The 14,787-nt window shown below is 38.0% G+C and carries 15 protein-coding genes and 1 pseudogene; 3 read left to right on the plus strand and 13 right to left on the minus strand.

Translation table 11 applies throughout. The features are described from left to right. Positions 1–125: 125 nt before the first annotated feature. From HUE98_RS16475 to ltrA, 9 genes and pseudogenes are all read right to left on the minus strand, one after another. Positions 126–332: a hypothetical protein gene (locus HUE98_RS16475; RefSeq protein ID WP_241421675.1), complete on the minus strand. Its 207-nt coding sequence runs from the start codon at positions 330–332 to the stop codon at positions 126–128. 506 nt (positions 333–838) lie between these two features. Beyond that, on the minus strand, positions 839–1,633 hold the full coding sequence (locus HUE98_RS16480) for a hypothetical protein (protein WP_241421676.1): 795 nt from the start codon (positions 1,631–1,633) through the stop codon (positions 839–841). A gap of 2 nt (positions 1,634–1,635) precedes the next feature. Further along, on the minus strand, positions 1,636–2,277 hold the full coding sequence (locus tag HUE98_RS16485; RefSeq protein WP_241421677.1) for a hypothetical protein: 642 nt from the start codon (positions 2,275–2,277) through the stop codon (positions 1,636–1,638). Between the two features lie 717 nt (positions 2,278–2,994). Next, the gene (locus HUE98_RS16490; RefSeq protein WP_241421678.1) at positions 2,995–4,050 is read right to left on the minus strand and encodes an HRDC domain-containing protein; all 1,056 of its coding nucleotides are present in this window, start codon (positions 4,048–4,050) and stop codon (positions 2,995–2,997) included. A gap of 110 nt (positions 4,051–4,160) precedes the next feature. Then, positions 4,161–4,535: pseudogene (locus HUE98_RS16495) on the minus strand (UDP binding domain-containing protein); the annotation flags it as partial. Further along, entirely contained in the window at positions 4,531–4,665 is a 135-nt protein-coding gene (locus HUE98_RS17725; RefSeq protein WP_277623689.1) for a hypothetical protein, read from the minus strand. The gene HUE98_RS17725 and the pseudogene HUE98_RS16495, both read right to left, overlap by 5 nt. 167 nt (positions 4,666–4,832) lie before the next feature. Then, positions 4,833–5,072 (minus strand): hypothetical protein, encoded by a 240-nt coding sequence (locus HUE98_RS16500; RefSeq protein WP_241421679.1) that lies wholly within the window; start codon positions 5,070–5,072, stop codon positions 4,833–4,835. A 176-nt stretch (positions 5,073–5,248) separates the two neighbouring features. Next, positions 5,249–5,941 carry a nuclease-related domain-containing protein gene (locus HUE98_RS16505; protein ID WP_241421680.1) on the minus strand — a complete coding sequence of 231 codons (693 nt, stop codon included), beginning with the start codon at positions 5,939–5,941 and terminating at the stop codon, positions 5,249–5,251. 345 nt (positions 5,942–6,286) lie between these two features. Next, entirely contained in the window at positions 6,287–7,615 is a 1,329-nt protein-coding gene (gene ltrA, locus HUE98_RS16510; RefSeq protein WP_318036508.1) for a group II intron reverse transcriptase/maturase, read from the minus strand. Between the two features lie 2,155 nt (positions 7,616–9,770). Between ltrA and HUE98_RS16515 the strand changes: the two genes are divergently transcribed. From HUE98_RS16515 to istB, 3 genes are all read left to right on the plus strand, one after another. Beyond that, positions 9,771–10,085, plus strand: a complete 315-nt coding sequence (locus HUE98_RS16515; protein ID WP_241421682.1) for a hypothetical protein — start codon at positions 9,771–9,773, stop codon at positions 10,083–10,085. Between the two features lie 173 nt (positions 10,086–10,258). Then, positions 10,259–10,528 carry a hypothetical protein gene (locus HUE98_RS16520; protein ID WP_241421683.1) on the plus strand — a complete coding sequence of 90 codons (270 nt, stop codon included), beginning with the start codon at positions 10,259–10,261 and terminating at the stop codon, positions 10,526–10,528. Then, entirely contained in the window at positions 10,515–11,237 is a 723-nt protein-coding gene (gene istB, locus HUE98_RS16525; protein WP_241421684.1) for an IS21-like element helper ATPase IstB, read from the plus strand. Before HUE98_RS16520 ends, istB begins: the two co-directional genes overlap by 14 nt. A 309-nt stretch (positions 11,238–11,546) precedes the next feature. Here the strand turns inward: istB and HUE98_RS16530 are convergent, their stop codons facing one another. The 4 genes from HUE98_RS16530 to kdsB form a co-directional block, all read right to left on the minus strand. After that, entirely contained in the window at positions 11,547–12,521 is a 975-nt protein-coding gene (locus HUE98_RS16530; RefSeq protein ID WP_241421685.1) for a KpsF/GutQ family sugar-phosphate isomerase, read from the minus strand. Between the two features lie 23 nt (positions 12,522–12,544). Then, entirely contained in the window at positions 12,545–13,381 is an 837-nt protein-coding gene (kdsA, locus tag HUE98_RS16535) for a 3-deoxy-8-phosphooctulonate synthase (protein WP_241421686.1), read from the minus strand. 145 nt (positions 13,382–13,526) lie between these two features. Continuing rightward, the gene (locus tag HUE98_RS16540; RefSeq protein ID WP_241421687.1) at positions 13,527–14,045 is read right to left on the minus strand and encodes a KdsC family phosphatase; all 519 of its coding nucleotides are present in this window, start codon (positions 14,043–14,045) and stop codon (positions 13,527–13,529) included. After that, entirely contained in the window at positions 14,026–14,757 is a 732-nt protein-coding gene (gene kdsB / locus HUE98_RS16545; RefSeq protein ID WP_407080267.1) for a 3-deoxy-manno-octulosonate cytidylyltransferase, read from the minus strand. The genes HUE98_RS16540 and kdsB overlap by 20 nt, the downstream gene beginning before the upstream one ends. Positions 14,758–14,787: the final 30 nt, after the last annotated feature.

Here is a 14,787-nt window from a genome sequence, read left to right on the forward strand (position 1 = left end):
ATATTAAACCAAAAGCCAACAATTTAACCATCCAATATTGTAATTCCTTTATTAAAGTCTAAAATGCTCTTACTCATGAAAGGTAATTAATTTCCCTGTAAGTAGATGCAAATCAGTTCTGTATTTCACTTATCCATATCCTTATCTATCCTACGTTTATCATCACTTTCCTGCCCCTGAACCTTCGGATTTAGTCCAGGTTTATAAATCTTTACTGGATTAAGGCCATTATAAAATGTCTCAAACCGGTATTTACGCTTTCCAGGATTCCAGTGGTTAATGAAGCAGCGAGGAGAGATAAAACCCTTCGCTTTAACAACCTGATGCACCACATCAGCGTCGACCTGCTCCGGAAGGCATATGAAGCACTAAAGAAGAAAGCAGCACTGTCCAATGGATGTGGTTTTTGTGGGTAACCTCACAGAGGTTATCCAGCAAAATCCATATCCCGGCATATCCATAACCATAAAAAAACTGGAGTCAAGGCGACAACTTACTCAAGCAGTTTCCTTTTTTAAATATTATTAAATGTAAAACAGCCAAAAGGGCTGTTTATTAGCAATCGTTTAAAACCTTTAAAAAAACCACAACACTTTGGTGCTTTAAAGTTGTGGGGGACTGGCCCCGGGAGGGAGATTCTGGAAATTGCCGGGGGCAAGGGTCGGAAGCTCCCCGGGCATTTCCGGCAGGGCAAGCCGTCTTTTTCATAGATTATACAATTTTTAGGCAATATCAGCGGCCCGCATAAAAACACTTTAATGCTTTAAAGTGCTGGGGGACTGTCCCCGAGAGGGAGATTCTGGAAATTGCCAAGGGCAAGGACCGGAAGCTCCCGGCATTAATATTTTTTATTACTATCTATCTTATCTGCACTATCTCTTAAAAATCCTGCAATTTGTTTTTTTAAAGAATCGATAGGTACTAACTCCCATGAGCTTACCAAACAGATTAATTGATTGCCTGCACTGATAGCAACCATGGTAAAAGAAATATTTCTCAACCAATAATCTGAAATTATTAATATAGATAGCACATTAAAAAGCCCTAATATTATTAAATAACTTAACCCAATTAACATTATTTCTTTTATCCTTATAAAAAGACCCTTTTTAGTCGAGGAACTTAATACTTCATCTGCTAGATTTCCTAATAATAAAAATAATACCACAGTTAATGGGACTGCAAAGAAAATATTTACTGGACCAAATATCCATGAAAGAAGTGCTCCTAGCAATATACCTAGGCCAGATAATTTAGGGTTGCTTATAAACAATTCGATTTGTATTTTTAAGACTTCTAAAAACTCAACCGGGGTAGGAGTTAATGATGCACAAGCCACTCTCTGGACACTCCGTTTCAATAGCTTTTCTCGTTTCATTTTATGCTTACGCTTACTAGGTATTGCTTCCTTTTTAAAAATTTCATTTTCCCAATCCGGAAGATGGTCTAATATATTACTTGGAGAATATAAATTTTGAATCATAAAATCGAGTAATTTCTTACGATCACTTTTTGACATATAAGAGTGCAAATGATCAATCTCTTTTTCTAAATGTGCTTCTATTAATCGTATTGGTTGAAAATTTTCTTTAACGGGCTTTCCATCCCAAAACGCATTGTTGTTACCTTTCATCTTTATAACCCCTTAAAAACTTTATTTATTATGACGTCCACTTTTTCAAACAATAACCTATGAGTTGAAATTACTTCTTTTATATCTAAAGGTTCTTGTATGTTGATTTTCAGCTTAACTTCTTTAGTATTTGTTAATTCATTAAAACTCTCAGGTTCAATCGAAAGAATTAAATTATATTTATCCTCATTTACATAAATGTTAAAATTTATGGATGATAAATTTTTATTAAATATAGATAAAATCTCCTCTATTACCTGATTATCAGTTATAAATAACTTAACTTTTTTATCAAAAATAAGCTGTATGCTTGTACCTATCTCGTAATCGATACCCTCAGTATCTACTATGAAAAATTTTAATTTATTGTACCATTCTTTAATTTCTTTCTCAAATCTGTCAATACTTAATGTTGTATTTTCAATAGTAACCTTCATACTAAATGATGTTAATAAGTATGTACAATTTCCTTTTTTATCACTAAATATATGAAACTCAGTGGAATCATCTATGTTATAATATTTATAATTAGAAAATACTTTCTTTTCTTTCAAAATAAAATCCGACAATTTTTTTTTATCTATATTACTGTTTTCATTAAAATTTACATTAAAAAAATAACTTATAATAGTTTTAGAGAGCACTGTTACATTCCTCCAATAATGTTGTAATACATATAATTCTACTAAAATCTCTCAATTCCTTCTTTTCTTCTTTATTACGCCACGTTCAGAAACTCTGGATGGTTTCAGTGTAAAAAAATCTTCCGGGCATAACAAAACTTTCATTATCTACGATAATGTTTTAGCAGGGCTTTCACAATCCTGTCTGACGCCTTTCCATCACCATAAGGATTTACAGCTTTCGCTATTTTCTCATATTCCCCCTTATTAATCAAAAACTACTCTGTCATATTATAAATTATTTTCCTGTCGACCCCAGCTAACTTAACTGTTCCAGCATGAACAGCCTCCGTCCTCTCACTTAGTAAATGAAAAATAAATACTTTTTTTACCAAGGTTGGGAAAGATGACACTAAAGCTTCATCAAATAACTCAATAAACAATTTCATAAAAAAACCCTTTCTATAAAACATACTTTAGGGCTTTAAAGTTGTGGGAACTGGGGCCTTTTATTCAATAAAGTTTTGGGGGACCAGGGCTTAACCCCTTACAGAAAATTCTAGAATTAATAAGGGCAGGGGTTGAAAACTCCAAGGGCGATTATTACTCTTATTATACAAGATACTGACAAGCAATAAAATCATACGTTTCATTTAAATATAGTTGTAGGAGACTGAACTCTAAAAAAATATTTAAATAAATTATCAAGGACAAACACCCTAATCTCCAGGGCATCGTTCACCTAAAATCACTCAGTATCTGCAATATCTTCTCCCCATATTTTTCAACTTTCACCTCTCCAAATCCAGCGACACTCAATAAAGCTTCCCTAGATTCAGGCATTTTATCAATTAAGTCCATCATCTGCTTATCATTAAAAATATAGTAAGGCTTAATATTCTCTTCTTTGCATTTTTCCAGTCGAAATGTTTTAAGATTTTTTACTAATTGCTCATGATCACTAGTAGATTTGATTTTTACTGACTGCTCTTTTTTATTAAAATACTTTTTAGTTGCTTTTTGTTTTTCTACATGAGTCTTTTCACTAACCCTGGGGATACTACTAACAATCTCTTCATATTTCTTGGCATAATCCGCTTGATTAGGTGTATGTAATGTCAAAAGGCCTTCTGCAGACTCTTTCATATCTTTATCATTAAAAACCGGCTGCTTAGAATTATTATAAACATCCTTAATGTATTGATTTAATTGATCCGCGCGAATCACCATTTGTCTGATTTCTTTTTTGGCATATCCTGCATTCAATACGGTTTTCGGATTGGCCAGTACCACAATGGACTTATAGTTTTCATAAAAAAATTTATCAAACATAATTTTTAAGATTTTATTGGACTTTTTCTCTTTCTTTATCTGTCTAAGAATCTCTAAATGTCTTTGATTTTGAGTAATGGGAGAATAAATGCCTTCTCTTATGCGTTTACCATACAGTTCATAGCTTCTTATAAAATTTCCTTCATTATCTATTTCAATATTACCGATAAGATTCTTACATTCAATAACAAAGGTAATTTTCCGGGTTACCACTATGTAATCTATTTGTGCGGACAATTCCCCTGTGTTAAAATGAATATCACGCAGGATATACATGGGCATACCACTATTTTTCAACTCAAAGGCAATGTTATTTTCACCAAATTCTCCAATTGACGCAAACTTAATTTCCCGATCTATTTTTTCTTTCACTGTTCCCGATGTTTTTGCCTGTAAAGCTTTTAATTTAGCAATGTATTCTACCGTATCACTTTCTTCTTTAAGAAACACCGGTTTATCCAACCTATCAAATAACCCCATTTTTACCCCCTCATTAATTCCCAAATCTTCTTTACATAATCCAATATTGAACTATCGGTCACAGCATGAGGCCACATATCGCCAGGTTTTCTCTAATCCCTGCTAAACAAATCCCTGGTATAAACCTTATCCTCTACATCCTTAATTTCATCCGACAGCCTGTTTGCCACAATCACATCTGAAATCTTCTTAAATTCATCAAAGTCTTTAATTACTCTTGAATTATAAAAATCATCTGAATCCAGGGCAGGCTCGTACACCACAACTTCAATACCCTTTGCCTTGATACGCTTCATAACCCCTTGTATGGCTGACTGTCTAAAGTTATCAGAATCCATCTTCATGGTCAGTCTATAGATACCTACTACCTTGGGTTGCTTGGCTAATATCCTATCTGAAATATGATCTTTTCTGGTTCTATTGGCATCCACAATGGCTCCCATAATATTATTAGGTACATCTTCATAAAGTTGTGGGGGACTGTCCCCGAGAGGGAGATTCTGGAAATTGCCGGGGGCAAGGGCCGGAAACTCCCGGGCACTTACTTACTCTACATCTCAAATCATTACGCATCTCTACCATATCTTCTATCTTCATATCTGCTTTCCACCCCAAGTTTTTTCAGCCTTGCTTGTAAAGTTGTGGGGGACTGATCCCGAGAGGTAGTTTATGGAAATTTCCTGGGGCAATAGCCGGAATCTCCATTCTCTCTAAGCATTACTCGCAGCAGCCTTGACGTCTGCTCAGAAAACTCCCAGAAAGTTTTAATAAAGTTCATAATCCTGTGAATCATCACTCTCTTCTATAATACATGTGAAACATCCATTAAAACCAGAGAATGCACTTCCTATAGCCCATATTGGCTGGCCACAAATATTACAAGATGCTCCTTTTTTCTTGCTGTCAAGGACAGTCTTTAATACTCTCTTTACATCATTGATATTGCTATCAGAATTATGCTTAACATGTTTTTTAGCATATTTATCAACAAATATACGATTCACTACTACCTCCTGCATCTATTTTTCATTTGTAACGGACTACCTTAAGCAAAACACAAAATACTTTAGTGCTTTAAAGTTATGGGGGACTGTCCCAGAGGCAGACTTATCCTGGGGATACTACTAACAATCTCTTCATATTTCTTAGCATAATCCGCTTGATTAGGTGTATGTAATGTCTAAAGACCTTCTGCATGCTTTTTCATTTCTTTATCATTAATAGTCGGCTGCTTAGAATTATTGTAAACATCCTTAATGTATTGATTTAACTGATCCGCACGAATCACCATCTGTTTGATTTCTTTTTTGGCATACCTTGCATTCAATACGGTCTTCGGGTTTGCCAGAACCACAATGGACTTATAGTTTTCATCAAAATACTTATCAAACATCATTTTTAAAATTTGATTGGACTTTGTCTCTTTCTTTATCTGTCTAAGAATCTCTAAATGTCTTTGATTTTGAGTGATTGGAGAATAAATGCCTTCTCTTATGCGTTTACCATACAGTTCATAACTTCTAATAAAATTACCTTCATTATCTATTTCAATATTACCGATAAGATTCTTACATTCAATAACAAAAGTAATTTTCCGGGTTACCACTATGTAATCTATTTGTGTGGACAATTCCCCGGTGTTAAAATGAATATCACGAAGGATATACATGGGCATACCACTATTTTTCAACTCAAAGGCAATATTATTTTCACCGAATTCTCCAATTGACGCAAATTTAATTTCCCTATCTATTCGTTCTTTCAAAGTTCCCGATGTCTTTGTCTGTAGAGCTTTTAGTTTAGCAATGTATTCTACTGTATCACTTTCTTCTTTAAGAAATACCGGTTTATCCAACTTATCAAATAACCCCATTTTAACCCCCTCCCTGTTAAGCCACTACATCTTTATTCTTATACCACTCCTTCTCACCTTCTATCAAACCGTTTCTACACAGTAATTAAGATTAAGTTGTGGGGCGAGACCCTGTGCCCTAATTTGCTATACTTAGGACAATTTGCCGGACTTATTGAAAAGCAGTCCTCTTGAGAACATAACAAGAGGACTGCTTTTTGCAAAAATACTTTAGCGCTTTAAAGTTATGGGGTCGAGTAGATGCGGGCCTCTCGAGCCTTAGGAGTGCCCTATGATTCAATTGGCCACGCACCCCTCACAGAACCGTGCTTGCGCTACTAACGCACACGGCTCTTCCTATCACCTTTATAGAATATAGCTAATGTGACACCGCAGGTTGTAAATGTCCACCCCAATTTTCGCTCTTGGTAGTGGATAGAGGTTACAGAACAGTTGAAACTTATCCCAGTTAAAACTCTTGCGGTGACTGCGCCTGTTCAACCATTTGAATACGAGCTTCTTTACTTTGTCATAGAACCTATCAACCATAGTGCCATTGTCAGTAATTGCATAGTAGTTGTAATATCCTTTTAGTTTGCGCCCCAATTTTCCAATTAGCTCCTCAGCCGGTAGGTGCCGGTTTGCCTTTAGCCAGTCGTTGACTCTGAGGAGGCTTGCTTTGTATTTCTTTCGACTAGTTCTACGTTTAACCCGAAACTTACCCTTTTGGCTCTTGCCGCAATAATGCGTGAAACCCAGAAAATCAAAGGTATCAGGTTTATTCCTGCCTCTTGCCTGGCAGAACTGTGCAGCGTATCTACCAAAGTTAATAATTTTAGTTTTATCTTCGGCAATTTCCAGTTTAAACTTGGCAAGTCTTACTATGAGTGCCTGATAAAACATTTTGGCTTCATGCTCGTGTTGGAAGCAGCAGACAAAATCATCAGCATATCGCACCATGTATACTTGTCCACGGCATTTCTTCCGTATAACCTTTTCAAACCATATATCTAGAACGTAGTGTAGATAAATATTACAGAGTACTGGAGAAGCTACTCCGCCCTGAGGTGCTCCAGCTGGCGTATCATATTTTATACCGGCTTCTATTACCCCGGATTTTAGCATACGGCTTATGAGCCTGAGTATATTAGGGTCAGTGATACGGTGCTGTAAGAATTCCATCAGCCATTGGTGGTCAACACGGTCAAAATATTCTTTTATGTCTGCATCTACTATATAATTGATTTGTTTCCTTTCGATGTAGTGATTAAGTATCTTTAGTGCATCGTGACAACCACGGTTGGGCCTAAATCCAAAGGAGCCGTCCAGGAAGTCTGCTTCGTATATGGCATTTAGTATCTTGGCAAGGGCCTTCTGAACAAGCTTGTCTTCATAGGCAGGTAAGCCCAGTGGACGTTTCTTGTTGGTCTCTGCCTTATCAATGTATACCCTCTTGACGGGTAACGGGCGATAGCTGTGGGTTTTAAGCCGGTTGACTAGGTCTTTAATATTTGCGTAAAGATTTGATTCGTATTCATCCTTAGTTACCTGGTCTACACCAGATGCTCTGTCACCACTCAATTCAGAATGGCAGAGCAGAAGCATCTCCTCGTTGATATGGTGGTAGAGCGAGGTAAATTTCTCGTCAGGTCTCATCTTAGCTACTTCTGTTATTCTAGCAAGTTTTGTTTCCATTTTATACCTACCCCTGTGTGTAGTAAATGTGTCCCTTGAAAGAGCAATGATAGGTTACCGCCTTCCCTCCACGGGCATTACCCCGCTTCCTTGGTACTATGCAGTAATCCGAATTCCCGCTCGCCTTTTGGCTTTCTTACTTTTTATCGCTTGTCGGCCATACTCCCTTTGTGCGTGGAAGAGCAGGCGGGACCTCCCGAGTTGCCGCATCATAACATTGTGTAACGTGCCAAGGGCTTCGACCCCGAGGAAGTCATGTTCGTCTAGCCTATAACGTCGAACATGATGTTGCTTTCTGTGCAGTCCAACACATCAGCCTTCCTATTTTGGGATTTCGGGGCTCAATCTCCATTCAGCTCTCTGGCTTTCGGCCCGCTACCTTGTTTGCCTACGCTTAAATGTAAATGTTACCATTTACACTCCAAGACTAACTACCAGTGGTCGGCTCAACCTTACTGGATGGGATTCGCACCCACTATATGACGCGCCATTTCTCGGACGCACGGACTGACCCCTTTTGGGAGATTCTGGAAGCTTGCCGGGAAGAATCTCCGGGCATTAAAGTTGTGGGGGACTGTCCCCGAGAGGGAGATTCTGGAAAATGCCGGGGGCAAGGGCCGGAAGCTCCCGGGCATTGCTATCAGGATTATTCTTCACATGTTTTTTAGCATATTTATCAACAGATATACGGTTCACTACTATCTCCTGCAATTTATTTTATTTCAACTCCAAGTATTAAAAAGAATGTTTTCTGCTCCTACCCAAACCAACTATAAACATTCTTTTACAAAAATACTTTAGTGCTTTAAAGTTATGGGGGACTGTCCCCGGGAGGGAGATTCTGGAAGTTGCCAAGGGCAAGGACCGGAAGCTCCCGGGCATCTTTTCTGTATACCCTACCGGCACGGTTGACTTTATTCTTTTACAAAAATACTTTAGCGCTTTAAAGTTGTGGGGGACTGTCCCCGAGAGGGAGATTCTGGAAATTGCCAGGGGCAAGGGCCGGAAGCTCCCGGGCACCACCTGGAGCTAGCCGAGGCCAAGCATGAGATTTTTCCTGCTACAGCTATTTGAAGTTTTGACTTCCCGGTCCCGTGGATGGCCGAGACTGATAAACAACCTGGCGATTAATTCGTTACTGTTAGGTTACCAGCTTAAGGCCGAAACAATTGATGAGGAGATTGTATTTAAGGCCTGTGAGGAGGCTGGTCTTTCATGATTAAGGGAGTTATTGTATGCGATGCTGAGATAAATCGCTGGGTATTTGCAGGAATCGATGAAAGTATTTTTAGCTTAAACTGTGGTATGAGCATCTGAAAATGAAGATCATTGGCAGAAACAGAACATGCAGGTTAGAGTATAGAGAAGACTGGTATGTAATTTTTAAAGACAGTGCTTTTGAGTTAATGTGCTGCCAAAGCTATGACGTCAAATATTGTTAGTTTTTATGGTTTGTGGTAACCTTGATTTTTAAATCATTTGGGAATGATTCCCAAGGAACCATCGTTACTTAATTTCTGTCCACTCATAGGGTAACTGTCAAAAGCCTTGCTTTTTTACTTATAACTTCATAATCCTGCGAATCATCACTCTCACCCGTAATACATGTGAAGCATCCATTAAATCCAGAAATGCACTTCCTATCACCCATATTGGTTAGTCACAAATGTTACAAGATGCTCCTTTTTTCTTGCTATCCAGAACAGACTTTAATATTTTCTTTCCTTCCTTGGTATTGATATCAGTATTATTTTTCACATGTTTTTTAGCATATTTATCAAAAGATATACAGTTCATTACTATCTCCTGCGATTTATTTTAATTCAACTCTATGTATTGAAAAAAATTGTTTTCTGCTCCTACCCGAACCAACTAAAAAAATTCTTTTACAAAAACACTTTAGTGCTTTAAAGTTATGGGGGACTGTCCCCGAGAGGGAGATTCTGGAAGCTTGCCGGGGGCAAGGGCCGGAATCTCCCGGGCATTCTTTTACAAAAATACTTTAGTGCTTTAAAGTTATGGGGGACTGAACCCGAGAGGGAGATTCTGGAAGCTTGCCAAGGGCAAGGGCCGGAATCTCCGGGCATTCTTTTACAAAAATACTTTAGTGCTTTAAAGTTATGGGGGACTGTCCCCAAGAGGGAGATTCTGGAAATTGCCGGGGGCAAGGGCCAGAAGCTCCCGGGCATATTTTGCAATAATGTCCTCTATATCTCTTTTTCTTAGCCATCTATCAATTTGCTCCATTATTATTATTGGTATCAGACTGCCTTATAAAAACACAAAACGCTTTAGCGCTTTAAAGTTGTGGGGGACTGACCCCTTTTGGGAGATTCTGGAAGCTTGTCTGGAAGAATCTCCGGGCAACCCCTTTTGGGAGATTCTGGAAGCTTGTCTGGAAGAATCTCCGGGCAACCCCTTTTGGGAGATTCTGGAAGCTTGTCTGGAAGAATCTCCGGGCAGTAATTAAGATTAAGTTGTGGGGCGAGACCCTGTGCCCTAATTTGCTATACTTAGGACAATTTGCCGGACTTATTGAAAAGCAGTCCTCTTGAGAACATAACAAGAGGACTGCTTTTTTGCTAAAACACTTTAGCGCTTTAAAGTTGTGGGGGACTGTCCCCGAGAGGGAGATTCTGGAAATTGCCGGGGGCAAAGGCCGGAAGCTCCCGGGCACTGACAGAAAAAAGCGGGTTTACTTGTGCTGTAGAAACAGTTGCTAGCGCCCTGCAATACGATGTAACAGATACCGACAGTCTGGTAAGCCTCCATAATCGTTTACACGGAAACGTGATTGAACTTGCCCCCATCAGGGTAGCAAAAAATATACCAGAGTTCAAACTGTATGCTCCCAATCTGGCTGACTATGACGCAAAACTCAATGAGGCAGGTGAACAAAATGCTGACCAGTGAAATTGCCACCTGCTGCAAAGAGTTGAGATTAAGCCGAAACATTGTGGAAATGTCTGAGAAAATAGAAGCCCAGAGCCATCAGGAATACCTGTTAAAATTACTTAAATCGGAACTGGAACATCGTGATGCGGCTAGGAAAGATAAACTCCTCAAAAGTGCTGGATTTTACACAATCAAGACATTTGAAGGCTTCAAATTTGATGAAGTTACCTTGCCAAAAGCCGTAACACCTGAATATCTTAAGAACTGCGAGTTTATTGATACAAACACCAATATTGTTATGTATGGCAATGTTGGTACCGGAAAAACCTTTTTATCAATCGCCTTAGGAGTAGAGGCCTGTAAAAAAGGCATAAAAACTAAGTTCTTTAGGACAGCAGCGTTGGTGAATAAGCTTTCAGAATCAAAGAAAAACGGTACCTTGTCAAAGTTTATGAAGCAAATACTAAAAGCAGATATTATAGTCTGTGATGAGTGGGGATACGTTCCCCTGGACCGGATAGGTGCCCAACTGCTGTTTGAAGTAGTATCCGAGTGCTATGAAAAAAAGTCCTTAATCATAAACACAAATATTGAATTCTCCAGATGGGTTAATGTGTTTTATGATGAACAGATGACAGGAGCCATATTGGATAGGGTGTTGCATCATTGCCACCTGCTGCTGTTCCCAGGGCCGAGCAATCGGATGAGAGAGTCTTCATTAACCTAGCTTTAAGCCGAGTCAGTGAAAATGAAGTGCTATTTTTTTAGATACAAGGGGTGCGGGATCTTGCCGCAATAATAATCCAGGCCAATGGTGTCATGCTGTAATGTCTGGAGAAGCTTTCCTTCTTTTCAGTAGGTAGCTTTTGTACAGCATGGCACTTTAAAACAGGTATATTTTAACATAAATGGTGTTTTGGTTTTATGATTTTATGTTATTTCAAAGAAAATGGCCCAAAAGTTAACATAAAAATTCCCCACCGGTGCCTGGGGGAAAATTTTTGCAAAAGTGAGGAATTTTCACTTGCAAAAAACACTAAAACACAACACCCGCCCTAATAATGTCGTGAAGTCTGAGCATTCCAATAGGTTTCTGCTCTTTGTCCACTATGGGCAACACCATAATGGGCTTCTCTCTATTCTCCATTAGTTTCAGAGCCTCTACGGCCAAAGAATCTTGGTCTATTTGAATTGGCATATTAGTCATTACGTCATCTGCAATAGTATCAAAGAAATTATCATGTTTCTCGATAGTCCTTCTAAGATCTCCATCTGTTAAAATACCTACTAACTTACCTAAGTCATCTACAATGCTAACGGCACCTAGTCCTTTTTCACTCATAATAAATATAATCTGCCTTAAACTAGCATTTCTATTAGCGATGGGATTTTCATTTCCTGAGTGCATTAGATCCATCACTGTAGTTAAAAGTCTCTTTCCTAGTGCTCCTCCAGGATGAAAAATAGCATAATGCTCAGGCTTAAAATCTCTGATTTTCGATAGAACTATTGCTAAAGCATCACCAAACACTAGTGTCGCTGTAGTACTAGAAGTTGGAGCCAAATTAAGGGGACATGCCTCTTTAGTTACGTTTAAGTGAATATGAAGATCAGAATGTCTTTCTAAAGTAGAATTGTTTCTGCAAGTTAAACTTATGAATTTCGCTCCTATCCGCTTAATTGACGGAATGATAGCTAACAGTTCGCTTGTCTCCCCACTATTACTAATTGCAATTAGGACATCCTTTTCCGTCAAAAAACCCAAGTCTCCATGAGAAGCTTCTGCAGGATGAAGAAAATATGATGGCGTTCCAAGGCTTGACATTGTAGCAGAAATTTTTTTACCTATTAACCCAGACTTTCCCATTCCAGTGAGTATAATTCTCCCACTGCAACTTAGAATGATCTCTACAAGGTGTGAAAAATCGCCGTTCAAATTATCTTTTACTGCTTGAAGAGCTTCAATTTCTTCATCAAATACTCTTTTAGCTTCAGCTGAAATATCAAACATGACTATCTCTCCTTCTCCTATCACTAATTACGCTTAAATCCTTTGACAAGGTTATCTATAAATTTAAGTTGCTGAAGTAAAACCGCAACATCATCAAGTTTTATCATATTAGAACCGTCACATAGTGCCTTATCAGGACTAGGATGGACTTCTAGAAACAACCCGTCTATTCCAATGGCAACAGCTGCCCTGCATAGATAGCTAACATATTCGCTATTTCCTCCTGTAAATGATCCGTTTCCACCAGGTTTCTGTACACTGTGAGTCCCATCGAAAACTACTGGATAGCCAATATTAGCCATTTCTATCAAGCTAGTCATGTCAACTACGAGATTATTATAGCCGAAGGTTGTGCCTCTCTCGATCAAGATTACTTTCTCATTTCCACATTCTAAAGCTTTATTAACTACGTAAGTCATGTCCCAAGGGGCCAGGAACTGACCCTTTTTAACACTCATTGGTTTATTGGTTTTAGCCACAGTCTCTATTAAGTCCGTCTGCCGGCACAATAACGCAGGAATCTGAATAAGATCAACCACACTTGCAACTTCTGCGGCTTGTTGAGGAAGATGAATATCCGTGGTAATATCAACATTTAATTGTCTTTTTACTTTACCCAAAATCTCTAGCCCTTTTTCTATGCCAGGCCCTCTGAAGGAACTAAATGATGTTCTATTTGCCTTGTCATAAGAGGATTTGAAGACAAATGGTATACCTAAATCATCTGTTATTTCCTTTAGTCGGTGAGCAGTTTCCATTACTAACATTTCCGATTCAATAGAGCATGGACCAGCTATTAATGTGAATGTTTTGTTTCCTCCGAAAGTACTATTACCGATATTAACATGCCTGCGTTTCATAATAGTATTGACACTTCCTTTTTTGTGAATTATACAAAAATTATCAGCTAAAGAGGTACTTGCTACCTGCATCATATAAAACAAATTATGGAAACATTACTGATTTTTTTAGATAAGGCATTATCGCCGAATAAGAAGATAGCTTTTATTGAACGTCATATTCATATGACTCAACTATTTTCTGCCATATGTTTTTTTCTTTCAAAATGTACTCTAAAACCTCTCTAACAGCGCCTTCTCCACCATTTTTTTGGGATACGTACTTAGCAACGTCTTGCACTGGTTTTGCAGCATCGTATGGACAAGCGGGCAGACCAACTATTTTCATTACGGAAATATCATTTAGATCGTCACCAATATAACATACTTCTTCCATTTCTAAATCCCGAGCATTCACTATTTCTATAAGCTTAACTAGCTTATTATGAACTTCTTGATGTAATTCAGTAATTCCTAGTTCTCTGGCTCTGACTTCAACAACTTTGGAAATGCGCCCTGTAATGATTACAATGTCTAGACTAAACTTAATAGCCTGAGCAATAGCTAAGCCATCTTTAACATTAAAGGCCTTTATCTCAACACCGTTGTTATCTATATAAACTTTCCCATCCGTTAGAGTTCCGTCTACATCAAGAACTACAAGCTTAATTTTTTTTGCTATCATTTAGAATCTCCCTTATTCTATCTAAATCCTCTGGGGTATCTATGCCTATCATATCCTGAGAGGTCTCCAATATCTTAATTTTGTAACCATTTTCAAGCACTCTAAGTTGTTCTAATGATTCGCAAAGTTCCAAAGGCGTTGGCTCAAATTTAACATATTTAATAAGAAAATCCTTTCTATAAGCATAAATTCCTATGTGCTTAAAAAATCTGTGTTCACGTTCTTCTCTTAAGTATGGTAGTGGATACCTAGAAAAATATATCGCATTATTATTCATATCAGTTATAACTTTAACGCAGTTAGGATCCTTAACTTCATCGTTATTTATAATTTCTGTTTTAAGTGTTGCCATTTGGCAACTAGGATCTTTAAAACCTTCTAGTAGCCTATTAATTACGTTACTATCAATTAAGGGCTCATCTCCCTGGACATTTAAGATGACATCTGCTTCTAGTTTTTTAGCCACTTCAGCAATACGGCTAGTTCCATTAATATGATCAACGCTTGTCATGATAGCCTTTCCATCGAATGCCTCTACACATTCAAATATTTCCATATGATCACAAGCAACTACAACGTCATCTAAATTAGCTTTTAAGACATTTTCATAAACATGCTGAATCATTGGTTTACCATTTATGTCCAACAAAAGCTTCCTCGGAAGCCGAGTTGAATTTAGTCGAGCAGGAATGACTGCAACTACCTTTAGCAAAATTGATCACCTCTTAGCAAAAGAACTTAG

Source organism: Candidatus Contubernalis alkalaceticus, from assembly GCF_022558445.1.
GTDB lineage: Bacteria > Bacillota > Dethiobacteria > SKNC01 > SKNC01 > Contubernalis > Contubernalis alkaliaceticus.